Here is a 23,161-nt window from a genome sequence, read left to right on the forward strand (position 1 = left end):
GAGAAGATGCCGCTGAACGTCCGTACCTGGACGTGCGGCTGCGGAACGACCCACGACCGGGACGTGAACGCAGCGAAGAACCTTCTGGCCGCCGGACTGGCGGTGACAGTCTGTGGAGCTGGTGTAAGACCTCAACGGAGTTCTCCGGGCGGGCAATCGGCGACGAAGCAGAAACCCCCACGGCGCAAGCCGTAGGAACCCCCCTCGCTCACGAGGGGGAGGAAGTCAAGCCGCTAGTAAACCGCCCAGCACTGACAAGCCGCTCCGCGTGGCGGGCTTTGAGAGCATTTCAGACGTCTCGCTCCTTCTCCGAAGGCGTAACAGCGGGCAATACGTCCCTGCGTCGGATCGCCCACCAGCCTGCCAGCAGCGGGCGCCGCCCACGCCGCTGCCACTGCGATACCACCCCAGGGCCCGAGGTTCCCTGCCGGATTCTGGTGAAGCACCAACTGTCCCGCCCGGTCCGGCAGATATTGAGCCGCGCCGCTTGCGACATCTCCGGAACGCCGACCGGCCGGCATCAGCCCTGCGGCAGTCGGGGATGTTGAACGTCCTCCGGAGCCTTCAGGGGGACCTTCCACGCGACCTGTGGGCGTACCTGCCGAGCGTGCTGGTGGCGTTGCGCCCAGCGGACGGCGAGTGGTGCTGCCAGGCCCGTCAGGGTGAACAGCGCTCCTACGACGTACCATCCGGGTCGGCCCCAGGTGAGGCAGAGTGAGATGAGCAGGGCCGGGCCGAGGGCTTCGGCCAGTCCGGCGCCGAGGCTGAACACACCGAGGTACTGGCCGGTGGCGTGCTGTGGGGCGAGGGCAAAGGACACTTCGAAGCCTGCGGCGGAGTGCCACAACTCGCCGATCGTGTGGATCACCATCGCGGTCATGAGCAGCGTGGTGGCAGCCCACGCCGGGATCCCCGCAGACAGGGAGACCAGCGAGCAGGAGACGAGAAAGGCCACGCCTGCTCGGCGGTAAGCGGATCCGCCGGCCGCTGGGGAATCGATGCTGCGGCTGGCTCGTATCTGGAACGCGATGACGATGACGGTGTTGATGAGCATGGTGCCCGAGATGAGCCAGCGCGGGGCGGTGGTGGCCGTGACCAGCCAGAGTGGGACGGCCACCGTGAGCACCTTGAACTGGACGGCCATGATGCCGTCGAGGGCGGTGAGCAAGAGGTAGGGGCGGTCCCGCAGGGCGATCCAGCGAGGGCCGCCGGTAGTGGGGACAGGATTGACCGGCGGCAGGTAGATCAGGATCGCTGCGGAAGCCGCGAAGGCGACCGCGTTGCCGATGACCAGGAGTTGGTAGGCGGGGAGGGTGCCCACCTGGACGGCCCAGCCCGCCAGCAGGGCGCCGAGGGAAATGCCCACGTTGGTCACGGCGCGGAGATAGGCGCGGAATGCCTGCGGTCGGTCCCCTCCGTAGTGCCTGATGAGCGGACTGCGTGCGGCCAGTCCGGCCGCTTTGGCGCCCATGGCCGTGCCTACCGCTAGGACGAACAGCCAGAAGCTGTCTGCCAGTAAGAAGCCGACAGTGGCCAGCGCCTGGACGACGAGGGTAGTCGCATAGACACCACGTGCTCCGTGCCGGTCCGCGAGATGACCGACAGCGATGCCCACGGCCAGCGAGACGACACCGGCGATGCCGAGTCCCAGACCCACCTGGGTTGCCGGTAGGCGGACGGCCTCAGTGAAGTACAGGACTCCAGCAGTCAGATAGAGGCCGCTGCCGATGGTGTAGACGAAGTTCGAGGCGGCGATGACGCGCTGCGGTCCGGATTCCGGCATCAGGGGCATGGGGCGGCTCCGCATCCAGGGTCGACAGTAAGGACTGAAATAGCTTTCCGCTTGTTACTTGCAATTACAAGTCATTTGCAACAAGTGGCCGTGCAGTGTGCCGCCCCTCACCGCACGACGGCATTGAGGAGCAGGACGAAGGAGTCCTTCCTCGGGGTTCGCGACGAGTTGAGACTTGTCGGAGCGGTTGCCTGGACTCGCTTGCCGAACGGTGCTCTCGACATCTGCCGCCTCGTGGTCCATCCCGTCGCGCATCGCCGCGGCGTCGCAACGGCCCTGCTGGACGCTCTGGACTCGATCGAGCCCGCGGAACTGACCGTCGTCTCCACCGGAACCGCCAACCTGCCTGCGGTCGCGCTCTATCGTCGGCGCGGATTCATACCTGTCGGCGAGCGCCAGGTCGCGCCCGGCGTCACGGTCACGCTGCTGGAACGCAAGAATGCGTCAGCATTGTGGTTCGAGAACCTCGCCACCAGCGCTCCGGGTTCGTCGCTCCGAACTGAAGGCCGCTGGCCCCGGATCCCCGTTCCGGACCGCAGTCGCCCTGCACCCGGGCAGCGAGTAGCATCCGCCTGACATGTGCACGAGCTGGGAGGACACACCGTGGGCCAGTTGACCGGTGGGGATCCGTCACTGCTGCGACGGATCAATTCCGCGGTGGTACTGCACGCCCTCCGGGGTGCCGGCTCCCCCACCCTCACGGACCTGACCCGGATCACAGGTCTGTCCCGGCCGACGGTCGAGGGCATCATGGAGGAGCTGTTCGAGGCCGGACTGGTCATCGAGTCGGTGCCCGATGGAGCTGAGGCCCGCCGTCAGGGGCGGCCGGCCCGCCGGTTCCGGTTCCGTGCCGAGGCCGGGCATCTGCTCGGCATCGAGATCGGACCTCAGCGAATCTCCGCACTGCTGTCGGAGCTGGACGGCCGGATCATCGGGGCGGGCTCGCGCGAGGTGTCAAAGACGGCCTGCGCCGACGACAGGCTCGACAAGGTCAGAGCCGTGGTCGCCGATGTGCTGCGGCGGACGGGCGTGGCCCGAAGCAGTCTGCGTGCGGTCGGGGTCGGCAGCCCGGGCATCGTGGAGGCCGACGGGACCGTGCGGCTGGGCACCGCGCTGCCGGACTGGACGGGTCTGGCGCTGGGTGGACGGCTGAGGCGCTCGTTCCGCTGCCCCGTCCTCGTGGAGAACGACGCCAATGCCGCGGCAGTCGCGGAGCACTGGAAGGGTGCAGCCACCGAGTCCGACGACATCGTGTTCGTCCTGGCAGGACTGAGCCTGGGCGCCGGTTCGCTGATCGGCGGGCGGCTGCACCGCGGTTTCGGCGGTGCAGCCGGTGAGATCGGCGCGCTGCATCTCCTCGGCCGCGAGGCGACGCCGGAGAAGCTTCTGTCGACGACGGACACGCCATTGGACCCGTTGGACGAGCCTGCGGTCGCCGCCGTCTTCGCGGCGGCACGGCATGGCGATGTCCGGGCGCAGGCGGCGGTCGAGCGGTTCATTCAGCGCCTGGTGCACGATGTCGCGGCGCTGGTGCTGGCGTTGGACCCCGAGCTTGTGGTGATCGGCGGCTGGGCTGCGGGGCTGGACGGTGTCCTGGATCCGCTCCGCCGTGAGCTGACCCGCTACTGTCTTCGGCCGCCGCGGGTCACGCTGTCGCTGCTCGGCGAGGCGGCGGTGGCCACAGGGGCTCTGCGGCTGGCTCTCGACCATGTCGAGGAGCAGTTCTTCGCGGTGGAGAAAACGGCGACGGCCCGCCGCTGAGTGACGGGCCGTACGCAGACATGTCAGGGCCGGCGGAGCCGGTCGTACTCAGGAGGCCTGGCGCTCCTGGCCATGATGACCGATCTCCAGGTCGCCCGAGTCACCGAAGGTGAGTCGGCAGGTGTCGGCCCGGTAGGTGGCGACGGAGAGCGCCGCGGTGCCGCCCGCCACGAGATAGCGGGTGGTGACGACGAGAACAGGGGCACCGGGAAGCCGGTCGAACTCCTTGGCGTCGTCCACACGCGCCGAACCGAGCTCCACCGATCGGTCCTGGCCGTCGAGGCCGAGGCGGTGCAGTTCCCGCAAGACACTGCTGGCCCGGACGGGCCCGGACGAAGCGTCGATCGCGGAGAGTTCGGGCACGGAAGACGACGGGACGTACAGCAGTTCCGCCGCGACGGCCTGTCCGTGAGTGACCCGGATCCGGCGGACGATGTGCATCGGCTCGTCGCCGTCCACGTCGAGCATGGCTACCACAGATGCCGGTGCGACCGCCGTCGTGCAGTCCACGGGCTGCCATGCCTCGCCGGCACCGCCGTCGGACCAGTCCCGCTGAGCCGTGGAGACGGCGACCCCGACGCGCGGCGGTGCGACGGTGGTTCCGACGCCGCGGCGGCGCTGCAGCCTGCCTTCGAGTTCGAGCTGTTCCAGAGCCTGCCGGAGCGTGGCTCGGGCGACTCCGAACCGGGCAGCGAGCTCACGCTCGTTGGGCAGGATCTCGCCCACCGCAAAGTCCGAGTCGAGTGCCTCACTGAGCACGGTCTTGAGGTGCCAGTACTTCGGCTCCTGCGCCGTTTCCAGCTGCGTGGTCCCCACCCTGTCCTCCGCAATCGCCCAGCGGCTTTTCCGCGACGCTATTTATTAAAGGTTCCTGTCTTAACCTTGAGACCATAGGACGGGACGCACCCTTGGTCAAGACCAATCCTCTGTCGGTCACGCAGCGAAACGCTCCTCTGCCGCAGAGCGTTCACAGGACGTTCGTGGTGCCGTGAGCCACCCGCAGCACAACCACAACCCCCGCGGCCGGACGGACCGTGCGGCTTCGGGGGTGTTCATCTGGGGTTGGTGTGCGCGCTGCCGACGGGCACAAGCCGCCCCCTGCCCGCCAAAACGGATGATAAGGGACCAGATCCACACTTAACCCGTCAGTCACAGCGCGTTCGCGATCAGGCAACACCGCTCGGCCACAGTGAGGCCATGACTGATGTGACGTCCGCCAAGACCTCCCGCCGCTCCCACCACTGGCGGCGGGACGTGACCGCGCTGGCCGCACTGTTCACCGCGGTCGCGTTGGCCGATGCGATCGCCAACCTGATCGGACACCAGCCGGACGGACCGCACCTACTGATCGCCTCGGCCGTGGCCCTGACCGTGACAGCTGCGTCCCACACCTGGTGGGCACGTCGTCACAGCCACGCCCTGCCGTCGGCCGGAGCCGAGCCCGGCTCCGGCCGCGACAGCATGCCCTCGTCCCACGCCGCCGCGACCGCTCCCACCGACGCGGACCCGGCCCTGTCCCCCGAGGACACGGTGCTGTGGCGGATGCGCACCACCGTTCGGGACATCCCGGGCAGTCTGGCTGCGCTGTGCATCGCGCTCGCCCGGCATCGGGTCGACATCCTCACCCTGCAGACGCACCCGCTGGCGCAGGGCACGGTCGACGAGTTCCTGCTGCGCGCCCCCGTCCGGCTCCAGGCCCCGCAGCTGAGCCGGGCAATCTCCGCTGCGGGGGGCGGCTCCACCTGGATCGAGCGGGCCGACGCGCATGACCTGGTGGACGCCCCGACACGCATCCTGGGCCACGCCACACGCACTGCCCTGGACGCCGCCGAACTCCCCCTCGCTCTGCGTCAGCTGCTCGGCCGCTGCACCATCAACTCGCTGCCCACCGTCTCGTTCAACGACCGCGCACGCGGGGAGACCGCGCCCGTCGAGAACGTGGTGGAGGAGACGGTGATGCGGCTGCGCGACCCGTCCGGAGGCGCCATCACCATCGAACGGCCCTACCTTCCGTTCACTCCGACCGAGTTCGCCCGGACCCGTGCCCTGATAGAGCTCGCTGCCCGGCTCGGCCCCCGTTTGTCGCGCAGCAAGCAGGCACTCGCCCTTCCCGAGGGCGACGAGATCACCGTGCGCCGCGCGGACCGCGGCGACCTCGCAGCGGCCCGCGCCATGCACGACCGCTGCTCGGAGCAGACGCTGCGGCTGCGGTACCACGGCCCGGTCCGTGACGCCGACCGCTACCTGGACCACCTGCTGAGCCCTCGCTTCGGCCGCACCCTGGCCGTGCAGACGGCATCGGGCAGGCTGGTCGCCCTCGGTCACCTTCTCTGGGACGGCGACGAGTCCGAGGTCGCCCTCCTCGTCGAGGACGAGTGGCAGCGGCGCGGGATCGGCGCCGAGCTTCTCGGCCGCCTGGCGACGCTCGCCATCGAAGCGGGCTGCGAGAGTGTCTACGCCGTCACTCAGGCGTCCAACACCGGCATGGTCGCGGCCATGCGTGCGCTGTCCCTGCCGCTGGACTACCAGATCGAGGAGGGCACGCTGGTCATCACCGCACGACTGAACGCGACTCCCGTTCGTTCGCTGCCGCCGCACGAGCAGGCCGGTCGCTGACCTCCTGACGGAGAACTTCCGGACGGACTGGCTCATTCTGGGAGGCCTCGGGACGAAGTGGCTCACGCTGGAGGGCGTCCTGCCGGCCGGCCTCCTGTGAGCTCAGCGCCTGGCACAGATCGGCCCACAGGTCTTCGACATCCTCCAGACCGACCGACATCCTCAGCAGCCGGTCCCCGACGCCGGACGCCCGCCGGTCTCCCTCGTGCACAATGCGGTGGCTGATGGAGGCCGGATGCTGGATGAGGGTGTCCACACTGCCGAGGCTCACCGCGGGGGTGATGAGCCGCACGGCCGAAATCACCCGGTGCGGGTCCCCGTACACCTCGAACGAGACCATCGCCCCACCCAGCTTCGGGTAGTGCACCCGGGCGATGCGCGGATCGGCCGTGAGTCTCCGGGAGAGTTCGGCGGCGCTCGCGGAAGCGGCGCGCATCCGGACCGGGAGCGTGGCAAGGCCGCGGAGCAGCAGATACCCCGCCATGGGATGCAGCACCCCGCCGGTGGCGAAGCGCACCTGCCGCAGGCGGGCAGCGAAGTCCTCGTCGCAGGCGACGACCCCGCCCATCACATCGCCGTGCCCGCCGAGGTACTTGGTGGCGCTGTGCAGCACGATGCGTGCGCCGTGCTCGACAGGTCGTTGGAGTACGGGCGTGGCAAAGGTGTTGTCGACGAGCAGCGGCACGGAACCGCAGGAGTGCGCGATCGCGCGGATGTCGACCTCGGCTAGCGTCGGGTTGGCGGGCGTCTCGACCATCACCAGACCGGTGTCCGGACGGATCGCCTCCGCGATGCCCGCCGGGTCGGTCCAGGTTACTTCGGTGCCCAGCAGACCGGCGCCGAGAAGGTGATCGCTGCAGCCGTAGAGCGGACGGACGGCGACCACATGACGCAGTCCCATGCTCGCCCGGACCAGCAGAACGGCGGTGAGCGCGGCCATTCCGCTGGCGAACGAGACGGCGCTCTCCGTGCCCTCGAGCCGGGCGAGCGCGGTCTCGAAGCGGGCGGTCGTCGGGTTGTCCAGTCGTGCGTAGACGGGAGGACCTTCGAGCCTGGCGCCGGTGGCGGCGAAGGCGTCGATCCGTTCGGCCTCGCCCATGGAGTCGTACGAGGGGTAGGTGGTGGACAGGTCGATCGGCGGGGCGTGCAGGCCCTGTGCCGCGAGATCGTCGCGGCCCGCGTGCACGGCTTCGGTGGCCAGCGCCCTGGAGCGGGGTGTCGTCGAGGGCGCCATCGATGATTCGGTATCCATGACACAACTCTGAACAAACGCCGGGCCTTTGTCCGGAAGTCCCGTGCTACGTTCGGCAGATGGCCGATTCAGTCGTTCTTGACCCGGTGGACCTGCATATTCTGCGACTGCTGCAGAACGATGCCCGAACCACCTACCGCGAACTGGCCGCCGACGTCGGAGTCGCGCCGTCGACCTGTCTGGACCGGGTGACCAGGCTGCGCCGCTCCGGCGTCATTCTCGGCCACCAGTTGCGTCTGGACCCGGCGAAGCTCGGACGCGGTCTGGAGGCGCTGCTCTCCGTGCAGGTCCGTCCGCACCGCAGAGACCTCATCGGCCCGTTCGTCGAACGCATCAGGACGCTGCCCGAGTCCCGCGCGCTCTTCCATCTGACCGGGCCCGACGACTATCTGGTCCATGTCGCGGTCACCGGCACCGCGGATCTGCAGCGCCTGGTGCTGGACGAATTCACCTCGCGCCGCGAAGTGGCCAGGGTCGAGACCCGGCTGATCTTCCAGCAGTGGGAGTGCGGACCGCTGCTGCCTCCTCCCGAAGGATCGTGCGGTACAGGCCTCTGAGACCGAATAATGATGACGCCAAGGCCTCTGCCGTACGAGGATGTCCGCATGTCAGACAATCCCAGCAGCATGCTGCCCCGTCAGGTCGCCGACGCCTACGTCGACGCATTCATCGAACTCGACCCGATCACCGGCACCTACCTCGGTGTCACGGAGAGCTCGCACCGGCTTCCCGACTTCTCCCCCGCGGGCCAGGAAGCCCTTGCCGAACTCGCCCGCGCCACGCTGACGAAGCTCGATGTCGCCGAGCGACTGCCCGGCGCGGACAGCGATGTCGAGCGCCGCTGCGGCCGGCTGCTGCGCGAGCGCCTCACGGCGGAAATCGCCGTCCACGAGGCCGACGAGGGGCTGCGTACGGTCTCCAACCTCTCCTCCCCGGCACACGGCATCCGTGAGGTGTTCACGGTGACACCGACCGAGACCGACGAGGACTGGGCGGCGGTCGCGGACAGGCTGCGCGCGGTACCCGCGGCTCTGGAGGGCTACCGGGAGTCGCTCGCGCTCGGCCTGGAGCGCAAGCTGTACGGCGGCCCGCGCGCCACCGCCACCTTCATCGGCCAGCTCGACGAGTGGGCCGGCGCCGACGGGACGGGATTCTTCCAGGACTTCACCGCCGCCGGCCCCGCGTCGCTGCGCGCCGATCTGGACGAGGGCGCGCGCCGTGCCACGGAGTCGGTCGTGGCGCTGCGCGACTGGATGCGCGATGTGTACGCCCCCGCGGTCGAAGGCGCGCCGGACACCGTCGGCCGTGAGCGCTACGCGCGCTGGTCGCGCTACTTCAACGGCACCGACCTGGATCTCGACGAGGCATACGCGTACGGCTGGTCCGAGTACCACCGGCTGCTCGCCGAGATGAAGACCGAGGCCGAGAAGGTCCTGCCCGGTGCCGGCCCCTGGGAGGCACTCGCCCATCTCGATGTGCACGGCAAGCACATCGAGGGGGTCGACGAAGTCCAGGCCTGGCTGCAGGGCCTCATGGACGAGGCGATCGAGGCGCTCGACGGTACGCACTTCGAACTCGCCGAACGCGTACGGAAGGTGGAATCCCGCATCGCTCCGCCCGGCGGCGCCGCGGCTCCGTACTACACGGGCCCGTCCGAGGACTTCTCGCGTCCCGGCCGCACGTGGCTGCCCACCATGGGCGAGACCCGCTTCCCGGTGTACGACCTGGTCTCCACCTGGTACCACGAGGGGGTGCCGGGCCACCACCTGCAGATCGCGCAGTGGACGCATGTCGCCGACAGCCTCTCCCGCTACCAGGCGTCAATAGGCATGGTCAGCGCCAACGCCGAGGGCTGGGCCCTCTACGCGGAGCGGCTCATGGACGAGTTGGGCTTCCTGCCCGACGCCGAGCGCCGTCTCGGCTATCTGGACGCGCAGATGATGCGGGCCTGCCGGGTCATCGTGGACATCGGCATGCACGCGGAGATGGAGATCCCCGCGGACTCCCCATTCCACCCCGGCGAGCGGTGGACTCCGGAACTGGCCCAGGAGTTCTTCGGCAACCACAGCGGTCGCCCGGCCGACTTCGTGGAGAGCGAACTCACCCGCTACCTCTCGATGCCGGGGCAGGCCATCGGCTACAAACTGGGCGAACGTGCCTGGCTGCTCGGGCGGGAGAACGCCCGCAAGGCGCACGGTGACGCGTTCGACGCCAAGGCCTGGCACATGGCCGCCCTGTCGCAGGGGTCGCTCGGACTCGACGACCTCGTCGACGAGCTGTCCAAGCTCTGAGCCGTTCCTCGCCCCTTCCCTCCCCCTCTGCTTACGGCACCACCGGTAGAACGCCCCGGCGGGAGCGGCCGGGAGGGGGCACTCGTCCGTCCCGGCCGGTCAGCAACCGCTGACCTCGCCGCCGGTCAGGTGCCGTACCGCCGATCCGTACCGTTCCTTCACCACCTCGAGCTGTACAGGGACACGGCGGCGCAGATCGGCGACATGGCTGACGATGCCGACGCTGCGGTCCCGCTCGCGCAGCGAGTCGAGTACGTCGAGCACCTCGTCGAGGGTCTGGTCGTCCAGACTGCCGAAACCCTCGTCGATGAAGAGGGTGTCCAGCCGTACGCCGCCCGCCTCGTCGGTGACGACATCGGCGAGGCCGAGCGCGAGAGCGAGCGAGGCGAAGAACGTCTCGCCGCCCGAGAGCGTCGCCGTGTCTCGCTCGCGGCCGGTCCAGGCATCGACGACATGAAGGCCGAGGCCCGACCTGCGGCCTCCGGTGCGGGCGTCGGAGTGGACCAGCGTGTAGCGGCCGGACGACATGCGCTGCAGCCGTGCGGTGGCGGCTGCGGCGACCTGTTCGAGCCGGGCGGCGAGCACGTACGACTCCAGCCGCATCTTGCGCTCGTTGTCCGCGGAGGTACCGGCGGTCAGCCCGGCCAGCCGCGCCACCCGGTCGTACTCCTCACGCAGCGGACCCAGCCTGCGCACCTCGTCCGCGGCGCTGCGCGACAGCCGGTCCAGCTCGGCGCAGCGCTCGCGTGCGGCGGCCAGTGCCGCTGAGGCGTCCCGCAGCCGGCGTTCGGCCGTGTCGTGCGCGGCCTGTGCGACGTCCACCTCGGCTCGCGGGGCATCGGCGGCCGCCCGGGTGGCGGTCTCGGCGAGCCGGTCGGCGACGGCGGCCGCCTCGGACTGCCAGGCATCGACGAGACGCTGGAGTCCGCGCTGTTCGGCATCGGTGAGGAGGGTCGCGGCCGCGGCCTGCGGGGTGTCGAACCCGGCCCGGAACGCGGCGTCGGCGAGCCGGCCGTCGGCCTCCTTGCGGCGCTGTGCGGCCGTCTCCTCCTCGCGTACCGCCTCGGCTGCCGTGGCGAGCAGACCGACCCGGCGCTCCAGCAACTCGGCGTGCTCGGCAACGCTGCCGGACTCGCTGCGGGCTTTCGCCAACTCCGCTTCCAGCACGGCCTGTTCACGGTCCAGGCCTTCTCGCTGCGAGGTACGGGCGGCGGCCCGCCGCTCGGCCAGCTGTCGGCTCTCCTGGCGCTCGGCCTGTTCCCGCTCGGCGGTTGCGAGGGCCTCGCGCGCCGCGTGCATACCGGCCGCGATCCGGTGCGCCTCGGCGTGCATGAGCATCAACCGGTCGACGAGCGCACCGAGTTCGGCGACGGTGGGATCGGCGACCGGCTCGGCGGCCGGAGCGCGGCGGGAGTGACGCCTGGAGCCGTCCGTGTCGGCGTCCGCCGCCTCGGCCCGGGCCGTCGGCTGGGGCACGGCCGCCGGGGCGGCGACAGTCCCGGACACGGCCGACCCGGCGGCGACGGCCCCTGCCGTCCGCCCGGCGGCGTCGGCGCCGTCCCTCGGCTGCGGCACGACCGACAGCGCGGCGGCACGTGCCGCCATGTGCTTCTCGCGTACGACCCCGAGCTCCCGATCCGCCTCTGTGCGCGCCTCCTCGGCCCGCCGATACGCGTCGAGAGCCCTCTCCTCGGTGGCCCGGTCGACATGCCCGTCGGCTGTGCTTGCGGGCCTGGGATGGTCGGCCGAACCGCATACCTTGCAGTCCTCGCCGTCCACCAGTTCCGCAGCCAGCTCCGCGGCGATGTCGCGCAGTCGCCGTTCGCGCAGCTCCAGCCACGTCTCGTGGGCGCCGGACGCCTGCTCACGTGCCTCGGCCAGCCGTTCGGCGGCTGCGGTCGCCCGGACGGCCAGCGCGTCGCGGCTGCGGGCCGCCTCCAGCCGGGCGCGGGCCGGCTCCAGTCGGCCGGCGAGTTGTTCGGCGTGCGTGGCGGCCTCCTGAGCCTCCTCGATGCGTGCCTGCAGGCCGTTGCGCGTCGATTCCCAGCCGGCCAGCCAGCTCTTCGCCTCGTGGATGAGTTCGTCGTCGGCCCGGGCCTGGCGTTCCAGTGCGGCCCGCTCGGCGTCGATCGCCGCGCTGCGCCGCTCGACGCGCCGGGCGGCGTCGAGCCCGCCGAGCTCCTGGCGGAGCCTTCGTTCCAGCTCCGCGAGCTGTTCGGCACTGGCGTCGGCCAGGGTGCCGGGCAGCAGTGCACGGGCGCGGTCTCGGGCCTCGCGGGCCGTGCGGTACGCGCGCTCGGCATCGTCGCGCAGTTCCAGCGCGGGGGCTACGAGGTCCGCCTTGCGGGCCCGCGCGAGCCGTTCATGGTGTCGGTCGTGGTCGGGGCGGCCGGCTTCGAGCGCGGCGGCGCGGCGCTGCGTCTCCTCGTCACGCTGCTGGAGTCCGGCGAGTTCGCGCTCGCTGTCAAGGGCCAGGCGTGCGGCCGTCTGCCGGCCTTCGGCGATGGCCAGTGCGGACTCGGCGATGCCGAGCCGTTCCCGGGCACTGCTGCGGGCTGTCGCGGCCCACTCCAGCACGCCGTCGGTGAGCCCCGGTTCGCCGGGCTGGATGCCGGGCAGCGGGGATTCGTCCGCGGCCGGTCCGGCGGCCTGGGCGATCCGCTGGGCGACCGCGAGGATGCGTTCGTCCCCGGCCCTGACCTGGGTTTCGGCCGTACGGCGCAGCTCGGCCAGGCGTTCTTCGACGGCGGCGAACCGGCGGGTGTCGAAGAGTCTGCCGAGCAGTTTGCCGCGCGCTTCGGCATCGGCGCGCAGGAAGCGCGCGAAGTCGCCCTGCGGCAGGAGCACCACCTGGCAGAACTGGTCCCGGCTCATCCCGATGAGCTGGGTGAGTTCCTCGCCGATCTCCTGGTGCGAGCGGCTCAGCGGCTGCCAGCCGTCGTCAGGACGGTACTCCCGCAGCCGGCTCTGGGCCTTCTCTGTCGTGAAGCCGTTGCCCTTCTTCTTGGGGCGGGGCTGTGCGGGGCGCCGGGTGACTTCGAGGCGCCGCCCGCCGACGGTCAGTTCCAGCTGGACCTCCGTCGGCAGGTCTGCCGGGGCGTGGTCGCTGCGCAGCGAGGTGCCGGGGCTCTGGCGGGCGCCTGGCACCGCGCCGTACAGGCCGTAGCAGACGGCATCGAGGACCGAGGTCTTCCCGGCGCCGGTCGGCCCGTGCAGCAGAAACAGCCCGGCCGAGGAGAGTGCGTCGAAGTCGATGTCCTGGGTGGCGCCGAACGGCCCGAAGGCGGTGAGGACGAGCCGGTGAAGTCTCAAGGGTTCACCTCGAGCACGCTGTCGTCCACCCGTACGTGGTCGAAGGCGCCGCGCAGCAGCGTTCGCTCCTGCTCGTCCGCTGCGGACCCACCCCGCACATGTGCCACGAAGTCCTCCGCGATCTGCTGGTCGTCGCGCCCCTTGAGGCGCTGTGCGTACGAGGCGAGCGGGTCGTCGGGGGCCCGGTCGGGTTCGTATACGAGACTGAGTGTGTGCGGGAACCGCTCGACGAGGCGGGCCATGGGCTCGACCGGGCGCACCGGATCGGTGAGGGTGGCCTCCATCCAGGATTCCCGGTGCTGCTCCAGCGCGGGGTCGTCGATCAGGGTGTCGAGGCAGCCGCGGAGTCTGGCGAGCGGACGGGGCACCGGGCAGTCGATGCGCTCGGCGGCGATCGTTCCTGAGGCGTCGAGGTCGATCAGCCACATCGTCTTGCGGTGGGCGGCCTCGGAGAAGGAGTACGCGAGCGGCGAGCCCGAGTAGCGGACCCGGTCGGTGACGGTCTGGCAGCCGTGCAGATGCCCGAGGGCCACGTAGTCGACGCCGTCGAAGACTCCGGCCGGTACGGCGGCCACCCCTCCGACGGTGATGTCGCGCTCGCTGTCGCTGGGCTCACCACCCGCGACGAAGGCGTGGGCAAGCACCACGGACCTGGTGGTGTCCGGGCGGCTCGCAAGGTCTGCGCGCACCCGGTCCATGGCTGCGGTCAACACCGCCTCGTGCCCGGCGCGCTCCGCCTCGAAGACGTCCTTCACCAGGGCCGGTTCCAGATAGGGCAGTCCGTAGAACGCCACGTCACCGTGTACGTCAGGCAGCACGACGGGGGTGGCGCAGTGGGCGGGGTCGGTGCGCAGATGGATTCCGGCCCGCCCGATCAGGCCCGCACCGACGCCCAGCCTGCGAGCGGAGTCATGGTTCCCGGAGATCATCACGGTGGGCACACCGACAGCGGCGAGCCGGTGCAGTGCATCGTCGAAGAGTTCGACCGCGGACAGCGGCGGGACGGCCCTGTCGTACACATCACCCGCGACAAGGACCACGTCGACCTTGTGCTCGCGCACCGTCGCCACCAAGTGGTCGAGGTACGCGGCCTGGGCTTCGAGCAGGGAGACCCGGTGGAACGACCGCCCCAGGTGCCAGTCCGATGTGTGCAGAATCCTCAATGTGACGCTCCGACCTGCACGTTTCCCCTGACTCCGCTCCCAGAACCGGCACCGAACCAGCACCGGCCCCCACCACCATCACCAACTACGCTAGCGCCGGTCAGTGCCTGATCCGTCACGGACCTCGGTTTTCCACCGGCGTCCGGAGTGAGAACGGGGAGCAACCGTGCAGACGGATCGCTCCGCGACACCTCACCGATTGCGGCCTCGGAGTGATCGACGCAAGGTGGATACGTCAGCCCCCGACAGTGAAGGGCAGAATCGTCATGGGTAAGGCAAAGGCGAAGGCCAAGCAGGTCAAGGGCAAGTTGAAGGAAACCGTCGGCAAAGCCGTGGACGACAAGGACCTGCAGGCAGAGGGCCGCGGCAAGCAAATGACGGGCAAGGCCCAGGAGACTGCGGCCAAGGCCGCTGAGCGGCTGAAGAAGTCCGGACAGTAGGACCTGCATGGGGCCGCGCATCCGGGGCGATCGCATCCGGGCTTCGCGGCCGCAGGACGCGGCCTGGTGTCGGCTGCGCGGCCGGCACCAGGCGTCAGGATTCTTCGCGGTGAAACGTCGCTGACGTTCGGTGAGTGCGCGTCCCAGGCGATTGCAACGCCGGGTCGCCGATGCTGATTGCCCCACCCGGTTTTTGGCATGCCTCCCATTTGAGGAAAGCACCGCCGTATCGCCTCGGGGCTACTTGCTTGAGCCGCGTGGTGTCGTCAACCCCACGGGCGTGGGCCGCACCCAGCGTAAGGAGCCAGGATGTTGCTCCCGGACAAGTCCCTGGTCGATTCGCTGCTGCGGCGCTATCGCGCGTGGGAGGTCGTCGTTCAGGCAGAGCCGCACGATCTGGCCGGCCGCCGACACCTCGAGGATGTCGCGTACACGTTGTGTGTGCTCATGGGGCAGCGCACCACCCGCGATGCGATTGCCGAAGCCGAGTCCTACCTCGGGTGGCCCCGGTCGGTGATGTCGGCTGCCGATGTGATGTCGCGGGACGGCGGAGGCCAGTCTCGTGGCTCGATGTATCTGTTCACTGAATCCGGTCAGCACGGATGATCACCAGTTCCTGCTGAACCACGGGTGGCGGAGCGATGCCGCTCAGCGGCGGCCCCCTGCGTAGACGCCGATGCTGCCTGCCCATGAAAGGGTGACGCACCCATGAATGACGTAAACAAGCTCTTGCTCGCCGCTGCCCTGGCCGGCGGCTATGTGCTGGGCCGTACGAAGAAGGCACGGTTCGCTCTCACGGCGGCGTCCTATATTGCCGGGCGTCAATTCGCCCTTGAGCCCCGACAGCTCGTCGCTCAAGGGATCCGCAAGCTCGGGGAAATCCCCCAGGTTGCGGAGTTGGGTGAGCAGCTGCGCGGGGAGTTCATGGACGCCGGCCGGGAGGCTGTGACCGCCGCTGCCAACCGTCGGCTGACGACGCTCGCCGATTCGCTCCGGGAACGCACCCTCCAACTCGAAAGCGGCGGGGAAGAACCGGAAGAGGGGGAGGAAGAAGAGGAAGAGGGCGAGGAGGAGTACGCGCGGTACGAGGGAGAAGAGCCGGAAGAGGAATACGAGGAGGGTGAGTACGAGGAGGGCGAGGAGGAAGAAGCCGAGGAAGAGGAGCCGGAGGAAGAGGAGCCGGAGGAAGAGCCCGAAGAACGGCCGCGCCGGCGCACTCCCCGAGCTGCTACGAAACCGCCGCCGAGGAAGCGTACGTCGCAAAAGCCTGCCGCTGGCCGGCGTGAAGCGGCACAGCGGGGAGCCCCCGCGAAGAGGGGTGGGCAGAAGCCGCCAGCCGAGAAGGCCACCGGGAAGAAGGCTGTCCCGCGCAGGACGGCTGCGAAGAAGGCGGCTCCCGCCAAGCAGCCCACAGCTGAAAAGACAGCCCCTGCGAAGAAGACCGCCGCGCGGAAGACGGCAGCAAAGAAAGCCGCGACGAAGAAGACCACTGCCAAACGGCCAGCAAAAAAGACAGCCGCCAAGAAGGCGCCTGCGAAGAAGACCGCCGCACGGAAGAAAGCGGCTCCCGCTGCGAAGAAGAGCGCCAAGAAGACATAATCGCGCGTCGAGCGCCGGAGGTAACCGGTCATGGCAAAAACGGGACAGGACTACGCGGACTCGGGACTGGATCGACTGCGTGAGGAACTCGCGGACTATCTGATGGCGTGGGTGGGGGATCTGGCCGAACGGGCCGGCGACAAGCTGTTCGATGTGACGGGCCAGCTCACCGACGTCGCCGAGAACGGCGGATCACTCTCCAAGATCGGAGGCGCCCTCCTCGGAGGCGAATCCCCCCTCAAAGCCGTGCTCTCCGGGACTGCGAAGAACGTCAAGAACAACGTCCTGGAGAAGGCCAAGGAAGCTCTCGGCGGTGGGCAAGGACGCAAGTCAGGAGACCAGAAGGTCACCAACATCATCGAGGTCATCGATGTCGGCGTGCCTGTGCGTACGGCCTACGACCACTGGACGCAGTACGAGAAGTTCAACAGCTTCACCAAGGGCGTACGGAACGTCTCGCTGGCCGATGAGACGACCAGCGACTGGAAGGCCAAGGTCGGTCCGTCGACCCGGAGTTGGAAAGCGACCGTTCAGGAGCAGGTACCGGATGAACGCATCGTCTGGACGTCCGAGGGCGCCAAGGGATCGACCCGAGGCGCGGTCAGTTTTCATGAACTGGCACCCGGACTGACCCGCATCGTTCTGGTCGTCGAGTACTACGCCTCGGGGTTCTTCGAGAAGACCGGAAATCTGTGGCGCGCTCAGGGGCGGCGGCTGCGGCTGGACCTCAAACACTTCCAGCGCCACGTCACGCTCACCGAAGAAGAGCCGGACGGCTGGCGCGGCGAAATCCGCGAGGGCGAGGTAGTGCGGACCCACGAAGAGGCTCTCGAGGACGAAGAGGCCGAGGCCCATGACGCCGAGGGCGAGGAGGACGGTGAGTACGAAGGCGACGCGGAGGGCGACGAGGAGGAGGTCGACTGGGAAGAAGACGAAGAAGAGCAAGGAGGCGAAGAAGAAGAAGAGTGAGTTGAGTTGAGATTCCGGCAGGCCCCGCAGGCATGAAGACATCCTCGGAGCGCGGCGGGGCCTGCGACGGTGAATTCCTGAACGTGTTGTTCAGTGCCGGAACCTATCCTTTCCCTTCTCCACAGCCTGCTTTACTTTTCCCTTGGTCTTTTCGACCTTTCCCTTTCTCTCCAGACTTTCGTTGCCGACGGCCTTCGCGATCGTTTCCTTGGCTTTCCCTTCGGCTATCTCGCCGATGTTCTTGGCCTTCTTCCTGATGCCCATGTCGTGCTCCTATGGCCTTCGGCCGAGCAATCGGGGTTCGGCCGAATTTTATTCGGACGGTGGCAGCAATGTCCCGAGAGGTCCGAGATCCAGATTGAGGTCTTGCATGGAAAGGTCGTATCGGGCGCAGAGCTCCACCATGCGCTCGTGCAGAATCATGAGCGTGGCACCCAGCCGCTCCTCCTGTTCCTCGGTGAGATCTCCGGCATCGACCCGCTGCAATGCCTGGCGTTCCATGAGCTGTCGCAGCAGCTCGACGATGGTGAGAACGAGCTTGATCAGGTCCCTTTCCACCGTGTCGGGGTCGGTGGTCACCCGGCGTGTCTTTCTGTTCGCTTTCGATCCGCTCGGCGGCAGGATGTCCTGGGGTGCGGCGGGCAGCAGACGGAAGGCGCGGGCCGCCGCGTCGGCGACTTCGTCGAAGCGGTTCTTGCCGGGCCGGCGGGTTTCATCGGTCATGGCCGCCTCGCAGAGGTGCGGTGGTGGGCCACGGGGAGGGGTTCTGTTCGCTGATGGAGACGATCAGTGCGCGCAGTGAAATGCGTACGAGGTCGATGTCGGCGATGGAGAGCACGACGTCACCAGTGAGGACCACACCGCCGCTCAGCAGCCGGTCCAGCAGGTCGATCAGTGCGATCTGCCGGTCCGGCAGCGGCTCTTCTGCCGCGACCGGCGGCCCGCCGTACGCCCTCACGGCCCGGCTCTCTTCAACGGTTCGGCTTCGGCGGGCATGGCGAATGAGTAGGGCGCCCAGGGTCCGGTGACCTCGACGCGTACCCCTGGAAGTCCCTCCGCGGCCCGCAGGACGTCGGCGCGGAATTGTTCGGTGTGCGCCAGCGGCACGAGGTAGGCGTCGTTGACGACGTTCTCTCCCGGCCCGTGGGCGAGTTCGCCTTGCTGCGCCCGGTGCTGGACCCGGTCGACCGCCGCGTCTCGGGCCGCGTCCTCGATACGCCCAGCCGCCCTTTGGGCGTTGCGGTAGGCGTCTTCGCGCGCGTGGCGCTGCTCTCTGCGGTGGCTGAGGTAGGCCCGCCCCGGGCTCAGATCCGGATCCGCGGACGGCTCCGCCGGGCTTTCAGTGGCCGAGGGGGCTTCGACGTAGATCTTGACACCCCATTCCACCTGCGCGACCAGGTCGGACAGTCGCTCGGCAAACGCCTCCAGGCGGGCATCGAGCATCCGCCCCACCCGCTCGTCGTCCAGGTACACGGTGGCCAGCCGGAGCGGCAGGACGGTGGTGCTCGCGGCCAGCGCCTCGATCACCCGGTGATGGGCGCGGGCGACCGATTCCAGCCAGTCCAGGTCCTCGAGGTGCGCACGCAGCGCTGCCTCCTCGAAGTCCTGCGCGGGCACCGGGCTGACCGCGACCACTACGTCACGGCGGTGTCCTGTGCGCACCAGATGCACCGGCGCATCCGCCACTCCGACGAGCCCTGACAGCTCATTCTCCAGTGCTCCGTCGGCGTCCCGCGCCACCGCGTAGGCGTAGGTGATGACCTCGGTCATGGCTCATCCCCCTTCTGCGGCCCGGCCCGTTCGGTGCGTGCGCTGCGGCGGCGGCCGGCAGGACGGCTCGCCTCACCCTCAGCCGACGGCAGCTCACCGCTCTCGTGCATGGCCTCGATCTCGGCACGCAGCCGCCTGTTCTCCTCAGCGAGCGAGCGGTAGCCGTCGCCGGCGCGTGAGGACAGCGCAGGATCATGCTCCCACCAGTCGATGCCCATCTCCTTCGCCTTGTCCACCGAAGCGACCAACAGGCGCAGCTTGATGGTGAGCAGTTCGATATCCAGCAGGTTGATCTGGATATCGCCCGCGATGACGATGCCCTTGTCCAGGACCCGCTCCAGGATGTCGGCGAGATTGGCCGAGGAGCCCTGGCCGCCGTAGGGGCCGGCCCTGGACGGGAAGTCGCCCATCCTCCTGGCGACGGGTTCGTTCACAGCGCTGCACCTCTTATCCCGGTGTCCCGGCGTTGCGACGGGTGCGCGTGGTGGCGCTCCGTCCGCGGCAGCTGCCACGATCAGGTATCAATGCCCTGGGCATGGGCCCTGATCTCGTCCAGCCGGTCCAGCAGTTCGTCCTCGCGCCGGTCGAAGGTTTCCTCGTCGATGTCTCCCGCCAGCAACGCCTGCTCAAGCCTGGCGAGTTCCCGCTCGACGGGTGCGGGGTCGTAGTACTCGTTCTCCGCGGTCTCGACGACGCGCTCGAGGACCCAGACCACGCCGCGCACCGGCGTTAGCGGCAAGGTGGCGAGTTGAGTCAACAGGCCCATGAGGACTCCTTAGACGAAGCTGTATGCGGGCAGCGGGCCGCGCAGCCGCAGGTCGAAGTCCGGGCCCAACGCCTCGGCGAGGCCCTGCTCAGCGGAGACGAAGCGCTTCTCGCTGTCCCGGTCCACCAGGAAGGACACGCTCAGGAAGTCGTCCCCTGTCACCGGCGACGAGCGTTGCTCTCGGGCGAACTTGCGCAGTGCCTCGACGACTCCAGCGGCCAGCTGATCCTGACGTATGCTCACTTCCTGGGCGACCAGCTCTCCGAGGGCGAGCGGCAATTCCGGGCTGCTGCGGCCGCTCCTGATCTCCTCGTTGAGCCTTCGCGTCTCCTCGGACTCCTCCAGGATCTGGCGCAGCAGCGCATCCTCGTCCTGAGCGGCCTTGAGGTGGTATTCGGCGCAACCTTCCAGCGCCTGCAACCGTTCGGTGAACTCATCCGTACGCTCTTCCAGCACCGCTCGTACGGCTTCGTCGTTCGTGGTGATGAAGCCGAACTGCAGAGGCAGAACCGTGCCGTCGGCCATAAGCCGCTCCTGGACGGCCTGGTGTGCGCCAAGGTCCCGGCGTTTGGGCCGTAGCTCCTCGGGGGCGTCACTGATGACTGCGGACAGCTCTTTGGTGCGCACCGTGCGGAGGGTCGCGGGCGGGTCCCCCACCCCGTCGAGGCGGTCCAGGCGCTGCGGATGGGTGGCCGCGACAATGGAGTAGACGTATACGGCCATGGCTCACTCCTGTCTGCGCCGGGCGGCAGGCCGACGCCTCGGCCGCTCCCGCCTCTCCTCGGGCTCCTCGTCTTCCTCGCGCCCTCCCTTGAGGGCGTCGGTCAACACCTCTGCGGCCCCGCTGAGGGCTCCCTTGGTCTTGCCATGCGATCCGCCCTCGGTCACCTCGCCGACCAGGTCGGTCAGCTTGGAGGGCGCATTGCGCCCCTCCTCCAGGTTGAGGCGGCCACAGGCCTCAGCGAAGCGCAGGTAAGTGTCCACGCTCGCCACGACGATGCGGGCGTCGATCCTCAGGATCTCGATGCCCACCAACGACACACGCACAAAGACATCAATGACCAGGCCTCGGTCCAGAATCAGATCAATGATGTCGTAGAGGTTCGCGGCCCCTCCGCCGCCCCGGGCAACGGTTCCTCCGCCTTGCGGCACCACAGTCACGGTGCCTCCCTTCAACGGCTCACGCCTGGCTCCGGGCGTGGCCGCTCATTCGTCCGGCGAACGGCCCTGCGGTGACATTCGGGCCCTAGCTACGCCGGTCGATCTGCCCTCGGGCGTAGCGACGGGTGCGTTCATACGCCACCAGTTCGCCCGCCTTGTCCAGCGTCACCCGATAGCTCGCCATCACGCTGGTGGTTGCGGGGACACGTTCCACCTCCAAGACTTCCACGTCCGCCTGCCAGCCGTCCTCCGTCGGCTTCACTGCCGAGACGGACTCAGGCGCTCGCCCCAAAAGCTCCTGGAGCTGCTCAGCCGCGTACCGCATGGCCCGCGGCGCCGAAACCCGGCGGGCCGCGCGCTTCGTTTCGCTCGTTCGGCTGCCAGCCCGTCCTGTGCTGGTTTTCCTGGCGTTCTTCTTGGCGGGCTTCGTGCTGGACGGACGCCGAATGCGCTCTGTCTCGTCCTCTTCGCCTGCGGCCATGTTCCTTCTCCGGAATCGGAGACGACATGCTGCCCGCGCCATATTCACAAGGCGCCACTTCATGATATACGACCTGGGCTGAACGCAAATCGGGCTGCCCAGCACGGTTTCCGCCGAAACTGGGCACAACCCAGCCACGCGCCGCGGCCTCGCCGGCAAGCCTGAGCGGTCGCGATGTCACGACGACAGTTCGTTCAAGTGCGGTGACACGGTCGTGACGCTATGAGGTTTATGGTGCGGATTCCCTGCGCTTGGCCGGGTCGTTGATCCCCGTCTGGGGTATCCCAGGTGGTCGGGGCAGCCGCCGAAGCGTTGGGGGTGGCGGGCGCACGCCTCGGCGAGGGGGACCGCGCACTGGTCGCGGACCTCCTCGGCGGTTCCGAAATCGACGGAGAGGGCGCGCCGGGGGTGGTCTCACGGATCAACTCCTCGGCCCGCATAACTGATTCGGCCCGCTCGAGGTGCGGACGTCGTTGTAGCGGTTGAAGTCTCCCGCGCGGCGGCTTGGGCCGACCACGCCGGGCCAGTACGACATCGTCGATGCCGACGAGCAGCCACCGACGCACGGCGCACCCATCCCCCAGCAGGGACCGCGTGTGAGGCCGAGTAACTGCTGGGAGCTGACGGACAAGTGCCGCTGCCGCTCTACCAGTAGTGCCTTCGACCGGCGACCGCGTGCCCCATCGCTCCTAGGACCCACAGAATCAGACCCACCACGGCGAGAATGATCCCGATCGTCCAGAGGATAGAGATACCCGTCACGAAACCGACGACAAGCAAGATGACTCCGAGAACGATCACGACGTGCTCCGATCTCGTATGTGTATTCCACTGTGTGCTTCATTGACCGCCGCGGCAACTGCCGACGGCCGAGCATTCAGTGGGTACGCCCGTGGAACGCGAGCCGGATCCCTGCGACGACATGACGCACGCGCGCGTGATCCGGTCAGACGTCCCCGTACGCCTCGCCGCCCAGCTCCAGCTCGGCCTCGCCCGCTGTTGCGTCGGCCAGCCAGCCACGGAATCCGTCGACATCGGCGTCCGGCAGCCCGATCTCGATGACGACGGCCTCCGCGTAGCGGACCTCGCGGACACTCCGCCCGGTCGCTCGCAGGTCGTTCTCCAGCTTGCCCGCGCGCTGGTGGCCGACGGTGATCGTGGCCAGGCGGAACCGCTGCCGGGTGATGGTGCCGAGCTCGTCGAGGGCCTCCCCGACCACTCCCCCGTACGCCCGGATCAGTCCGCCCGCACCGAGCTTCACACCTCCGTAGTAGCGGGTGACGACGGCGACGACGTACCGCATCTCACGGCGCGTCAGCATCTGCAGCATGGGTACGCCCGCGGTGCCACCGGGCTCTCCGTCGTCGCTCGCCTTCTGTACGGAGGCGTCGGCGCCGATCACATAGGCGAAGCAGTTGTGGGTGGCGGTCGGGTGTTCCCTGCGGATGCGTGCGACGAAGTCCTGCGCCTCCTGCTCGGTGGCGGCGGGGGCGAGCGCGCAGATGAAGCGCGACCTGTTGATCTCGGTCTCGTGCACGCCCGCTCGGGCGACTGTCCGGTACTGCTCCTGCATCCGGCCACCCTATGCCCCGGCCGGCAATGGTCCGGGGCCACTGTCCGTCGTCCGGATCATGTACGCAGACGCAGAGACGGTCCGCAGGATTCTCTATGGACGCGCGCGGGCGTCCGGGCTCGGCATGGTCATGGACCGCTGCCCGGCCATCGCGTTCCCGCACTGAGCCGGTAGCCGCAGCACCCCTGTCTCCCGTCCGAATGTGCGTGGTGTCA

Annotated in this window: 26 protein-coding genes and 1 pseudogene; 10 read left to right on the forward strand and 17 right to left on the reverse strand. The window is 68.9% G+C overall.

The features are described from left to right. On the forward strand, nucleotides 1-195 hold a 195-nt coding region (locus ABT115_RS17480; RefSeq protein ID WP_351790105.1), incomplete at its 5' end, for a zinc ribbon domain-containing protein. 94 nt (nucleotides 196-289) lie between these two features. Here ABT115_RS17480 and ABT115_RS17485 read toward each other — a convergent pair. Together ABT115_RS17485 and ABT115_RS17490 are read right to left on the reverse strand one after the other, a co-directional pair. Then, nucleotides 290-500 (reverse strand): annotated as a pseudogene (locus tag ABT115_RS17485) (hypothetical protein); the annotation flags it as partial. Between the two features lie 20 nt (nucleotides 501-520). Next, a complete protein-coding gene (locus ABT115_RS17490) occupies nucleotides 521-1,792 on the reverse strand; it encodes an MFS transporter (protein WP_351790108.1) in 1,272 nt (423 codons plus the stop codon). A gap of 90 nt (nucleotides 1,793-1,882) precedes the next feature. On the opposite strand from ABT115_RS17490, the gene ABT115_RS17495 reads away from it, so the two are divergent. Together ABT115_RS17495 and ABT115_RS17500 are read left to right on the forward strand one after the other, a co-directional pair. Continuing rightward, complete coding sequence (locus ABT115_RS17495) at nucleotides 1,883-2,368, forward strand: GNAT family N-acetyltransferase (RefSeq protein ID WP_351790346.1); 486 nt, start codon at nucleotides 1,883-1,885, stop codon at nucleotides 2,366-2,368. A gap of 27 nt (nucleotides 2,369-2,395) precedes the next feature. Next, nucleotides 2,396-3,553 (forward strand): ROK family transcriptional regulator, encoded by a 1,158-nt coding sequence (locus tag ABT115_RS17500; protein ID WP_351790111.1) that lies wholly within the window; start codon nucleotides 2,396-2,398, stop codon nucleotides 3,551-3,553. A gap of 48 nt (nucleotides 3,554-3,601) precedes the next feature. On the opposite strand, the gene ABT115_RS17505 is transcribed toward ABT115_RS17500, so the two are convergent. Next, complete coding sequence (locus ABT115_RS17505; RefSeq protein ID WP_351790114.1) at nucleotides 3,602-4,369, reverse strand: GntR family transcriptional regulator; 768 nt, start codon at nucleotides 4,367-4,369, stop codon at nucleotides 3,602-3,604. A 381-nt stretch (nucleotides 4,370-4,750) separates the two neighbouring features. Here ABT115_RS17505 and ABT115_RS17510 point away from each other — a divergent pair, with 381 nt between their 5' ends. Beyond that, complete coding sequence (locus ABT115_RS17510; RefSeq protein WP_351790116.1) at nucleotides 4,751-6,169, forward strand: GNAT family N-acetyltransferase; 1,419 nt, start codon at nucleotides 4,751-4,753, stop codon at nucleotides 6,167-6,169. On the opposite strand, the gene ABT115_RS17515 is transcribed toward ABT115_RS17510, so the two are convergent. After that, the gene (locus tag ABT115_RS17515; protein WP_351790119.1) at nucleotides 6,105-7,421 is read right to left on the reverse strand and encodes a trans-sulfuration enzyme family protein; all 1,317 of its coding nucleotides are present in this window, start codon (nucleotides 7,419-7,421) and stop codon (nucleotides 6,105-6,107) included. The two genes, ABT115_RS17510 and ABT115_RS17515, sit on opposite strands and share 65 nt — an antisense overlap. A gap of 59 nt (nucleotides 7,422-7,480) precedes the next feature. Between ABT115_RS17515 and ABT115_RS17520 the strand changes: the two genes are divergently transcribed. Together ABT115_RS17520 and ABT115_RS17525 are read left to right on the forward strand one after the other, a co-directional pair. Further along, nucleotides 7,481-7,978: an Lrp/AsnC family transcriptional regulator gene (locus ABT115_RS17520; RefSeq protein WP_351790122.1), complete on the forward strand. Its 498-nt coding sequence runs from the start codon at nucleotides 7,481-7,483 to the stop codon at nucleotides 7,976-7,978. Nucleotides 7,979-8,026: 48 nt separating this feature from the next. After that, nucleotides 8,027-9,712: a DUF885 domain-containing protein gene (locus ABT115_RS17525; protein ID WP_351790124.1), complete on the forward strand. Its 1,686-nt coding sequence runs from the start codon at nucleotides 8,027-8,029 to the stop codon at nucleotides 9,710-9,712. Between the two features lie 99 nt (nucleotides 9,713-9,811). Here ABT115_RS17525 and ABT115_RS17530 read toward each other — a convergent pair whose 3' ends face one another. Together ABT115_RS17530 and ABT115_RS17535 are read right to left on the reverse strand one after the other, a co-directional pair. Further along, nucleotides 9,812-13,024, reverse strand: coding sequence for an AAA family ATPase (locus ABT115_RS17530; RefSeq protein ID WP_351790127.1), 3,213 nt, complete (start codon nucleotides 13,022-13,024; stop codon nucleotides 9,812-9,814). Continuing rightward, nucleotides 13,021-14,187: an exonuclease SbcCD subunit D gene (locus ABT115_RS17535; protein ID WP_351790130.1), complete on the reverse strand. Its 1,167-nt coding sequence runs from the start codon at nucleotides 14,185-14,187 to the stop codon at nucleotides 13,021-13,023. Before ABT115_RS17535 ends, ABT115_RS17530 begins: the two co-directional genes overlap by 4 nt. 266 nt (nucleotides 14,188-14,453) lie before the next feature. On the opposite strand from ABT115_RS17535, the gene ABT115_RS17540 reads away from it, so the two are divergent. The 4 genes from ABT115_RS17540 to ABT115_RS17555 all read left to right on the forward strand — a co-directional run bounded on the left by ABT115_RS17540 (nucleotide 14,454) and on the right by ABT115_RS17555 (nucleotide 17,195). Next, a complete protein-coding gene (locus ABT115_RS17540; RefSeq protein ID WP_351790132.1) occupies nucleotides 14,454-14,627 on the forward strand; it encodes a CsbD family protein in 174 nt (57 codons plus the stop codon). 309 nt (nucleotides 14,628-14,936) lie between these two features. Beyond that, on the forward strand, nucleotides 14,937-15,233 hold the full coding sequence (locus tag ABT115_RS17545; protein WP_351790135.1) for a DUF5133 domain-containing protein: 297 nt from the start codon (nucleotides 14,937-14,939) through the stop codon (nucleotides 15,231-15,233). 102 nt (nucleotides 15,234-15,335) lie between these two features. Further along, entirely contained in the window at nucleotides 15,336-16,226 is an 891-nt protein-coding gene (locus ABT115_RS17550; RefSeq protein ID WP_351790138.1) for a histone protein, read from the forward strand. 30 nt (nucleotides 16,227-16,256) lie between these two features. Beyond that, nucleotides 16,257-17,195 carry an SRPBCC family protein gene (locus ABT115_RS17555; protein WP_351790140.1) on the forward strand — a complete coding sequence of 313 codons (939 nt, stop codon included), beginning with the start codon at nucleotides 16,257-16,259 and terminating at the stop codon, nucleotides 17,193-17,195. 90 nt (nucleotides 17,196-17,285) lie between these two features. On the opposite strand, the gene ABT115_RS17560 is transcribed toward ABT115_RS17555, so the two are convergent. The 11 genes from ABT115_RS17560 to ABT115_RS17610 all read right to left on the reverse strand — a co-directional run bounded on the left by ABT115_RS17560 (nucleotide 17,286) and on the right by ABT115_RS17610 (nucleotide 22,946). Next, nucleotides 17,286-17,459: a CsbD family protein gene (locus ABT115_RS17560; RefSeq protein WP_351790143.1), complete on the reverse strand. Its 174-nt coding sequence runs from the start codon at nucleotides 17,457-17,459 to the stop codon at nucleotides 17,286-17,288. Nucleotides 17,460-17,507: 48 nt separating this feature from the next. Then, a complete protein-coding gene (locus tag ABT115_RS17565; protein ID WP_351790146.1) occupies nucleotides 17,508-17,918 on the reverse strand; it encodes a gas vesicle protein K in 411 nt (136 codons plus the stop codon). After that, a complete protein-coding gene (locus ABT115_RS17570; protein ID WP_351790149.1) occupies nucleotides 17,908-18,153 on the reverse strand; it encodes a gas vesicle protein in 246 nt (81 codons plus the stop codon). The genes ABT115_RS17565 and ABT115_RS17570 overlap by 11 nt, the downstream gene beginning before the upstream one ends. Next, entirely contained in the window at nucleotides 18,150-18,965 is an 816-nt protein-coding gene (locus ABT115_RS17575; protein WP_351790152.1) for a GvpL/GvpF family gas vesicle protein, read from the reverse strand. The genes ABT115_RS17570 and ABT115_RS17575 overlap by 4 nt, the downstream gene beginning before the upstream one ends. Continuing rightward, complete coding sequence (locus tag ABT115_RS17580) at nucleotides 18,962-19,375, reverse strand: gas vesicle protein (RefSeq protein ID WP_351790349.1); 414 nt, start codon at nucleotides 19,373-19,375, stop codon at nucleotides 18,962-18,964. Before ABT115_RS17580 ends, ABT115_RS17575 begins: the two co-directional genes overlap by 4 nt. A 104-nt stretch (nucleotides 19,376-19,479) precedes the next feature. After that, nucleotides 19,480-19,731, reverse strand: coding sequence for a gas vesicle protein GvpG (locus ABT115_RS17585; RefSeq protein WP_351790154.1), 252 nt, complete (start codon nucleotides 19,729-19,731; stop codon nucleotides 19,480-19,482). Between the two features lie 9 nt (nucleotides 19,732-19,740). Beyond that, nucleotides 19,741-20,454 carry a GvpL/GvpF family gas vesicle protein gene (locus ABT115_RS17590; RefSeq protein WP_351790156.1) on the reverse strand — a complete coding sequence of 238 codons (714 nt, stop codon included), beginning with the start codon at nucleotides 20,452-20,454 and terminating at the stop codon, nucleotides 19,741-19,743. Between the two features lie 3 nt (nucleotides 20,455-20,457). Continuing rightward, nucleotides 20,458-20,892 (reverse strand): gas vesicle protein GvpJ, encoded by a 435-nt coding sequence (gene gvpJ / locus ABT115_RS17595; RefSeq protein ID WP_351790159.1) that lies wholly within the window; start codon nucleotides 20,890-20,892, stop codon nucleotides 20,458-20,460. Nucleotides 20,893-20,977: 85 nt separating this feature from the next. Next, the gene (locus ABT115_RS17600; protein WP_351790162.1) at nucleotides 20,978-21,373 is read right to left on the reverse strand and encodes a gas vesicle protein GvpO; all 396 of its coding nucleotides are present in this window, start codon (nucleotides 21,371-21,373) and stop codon (nucleotides 20,978-20,980) included. 645 nt (nucleotides 21,374-22,018) lie between these two features. Beyond that, on the reverse strand, nucleotides 22,019-22,174 hold the full coding sequence (locus tag ABT115_RS17605) for a DUF6131 family protein (protein WP_351790165.1): 156 nt from the start codon (nucleotides 22,172-22,174) through the stop codon (nucleotides 22,019-22,021). A 145-nt stretch (nucleotides 22,175-22,319) separates the two neighbouring features. Continuing rightward, nucleotides 22,320-22,946, reverse strand: a complete 627-nt coding sequence (locus ABT115_RS17610; RefSeq protein WP_351790167.1) for a YigZ family protein — start codon at nucleotides 22,944-22,946, stop codon at nucleotides 22,320-22,322. Nucleotides 22,947-23,161 lie beyond the last annotated feature (215 nt).

It is taken from the genome of Streptomyces sp. NPDC001832, assembly GCF_040297265.1.
Classification (GTDB): Bacteria; Actinomycetota; Actinomycetes; order Streptomycetales; family Streptomycetaceae; genus Streptomyces.

Excerpts from the sequence above, each read along its gene's own strand:
- ABT115_RS17520 (WP_351790122.1), top strand. The coding sequence starts at position 7,481 with ATGGCCGATTCAGTCGTTCTTGACCCGGTGGACCTGCATATTCTGCGA.
- ABT115_RS17510 (WP_351790116.1), top strand. The coding sequence starts at position 4,751 with ATGACTGATGTGACGTCCGCCAAGACCTCCCGCCGCTCCCACCACTGG.
- ABT115_RS17525 (WP_351790124.1), top strand. The coding sequence starts at position 8,027 with ATGTCAGACAATCCCAGCAGCATGCTGCCCCGTCAGGTCGCCGACGCC.
- ABT115_RS17575 (WP_351790152.1), bottom strand. The coding sequence starts at position 18,965 with ATGACCGAGGTCATCACCTACGCCTACGCGGTGGCGCGGGACGCCGAC.
- ABT115_RS17600 (WP_351790162.1), bottom strand. The coding sequence starts at position 21,373 with ATGGCCGCAGGCGAAGAGGACGAGACAGAGCGCATTCGGCGTCCGTCC.
- ABT115_RS17540 (WP_351790132.1), top strand. The coding sequence starts at position 14,454 with ATGGGTAAGGCAAAGGCGAAGGCCAAGCAGGTCAAGGGCAAGTTGAAG.
- ABT115_RS17555 (WP_351790140.1), top strand. The coding sequence starts at position 16,257 with ATGGCAAAAACGGGACAGGACTACGCGGACTCGGGACTGGATCGACTG.
- ABT115_RS17490 (WP_351790108.1), bottom strand. The coding sequence starts at position 1,792 with ATGCCCCTGATGCCGGAATCCGGACCGCAGCGCGTCATCGCCGCCTCG.
- ABT115_RS17560 (WP_351790143.1), bottom strand. The coding sequence starts at position 17,459 with ATGGGCATCAGGAAGAAGGCCAAGAACATCGGCGAGATAGCCGAAGGG.
- ABT115_RS17515 (WP_351790119.1), bottom strand. The coding sequence starts at position 7,421 with ATGGATACCGAATCATCGATGGCGCCCTCGACGACACCCCGCTCCAGG.
- ABT115_RS17585 (WP_351790154.1), bottom strand. The coding sequence starts at position 19,731 with ATGGGCCTGTTGACTCAACTCGCCACCTTGCCGCTAACGCCGGTGCGC.
- ABT115_RS17590 (WP_351790156.1), bottom strand. The coding sequence starts at position 20,454 with ATGGCCGTATACGTCTACTCCATTGTCGCGGCCACCCATCCGCAGCGC.
- ABT115_RS17610 (WP_351790167.1), bottom strand. The coding sequence starts at position 22,946 with ATGCAGGAGCAGTACCGGACAGTCGCCCGAGCGGGCGTGCACGAGACC.
- ABT115_RS17565 (WP_351790146.1), bottom strand. The coding sequence starts at position 17,918 with ATGACCGATGAAACCCGCCGGCCCGGCAAGAACCGCTTCGACGAAGTC.
- ABT115_RS17545 (WP_351790135.1), top strand. The coding sequence starts at position 14,937 with ATGTTGCTCCCGGACAAGTCCCTGGTCGATTCGCTGCTGCGGCGCTAT.
- ABT115_RS17580 (WP_351790349.1), bottom strand. The coding sequence starts at position 19,375 with ATGGGCGACTTCCCGTCCAGGGCCGGCCCCTACGGCGGCCAGGGCTCC.
- ABT115_RS17550 (WP_351790138.1), top strand. The coding sequence starts at position 15,336 with ATGAATGACGTAAACAAGCTCTTGCTCGCCGCTGCCCTGGCCGGCGGC.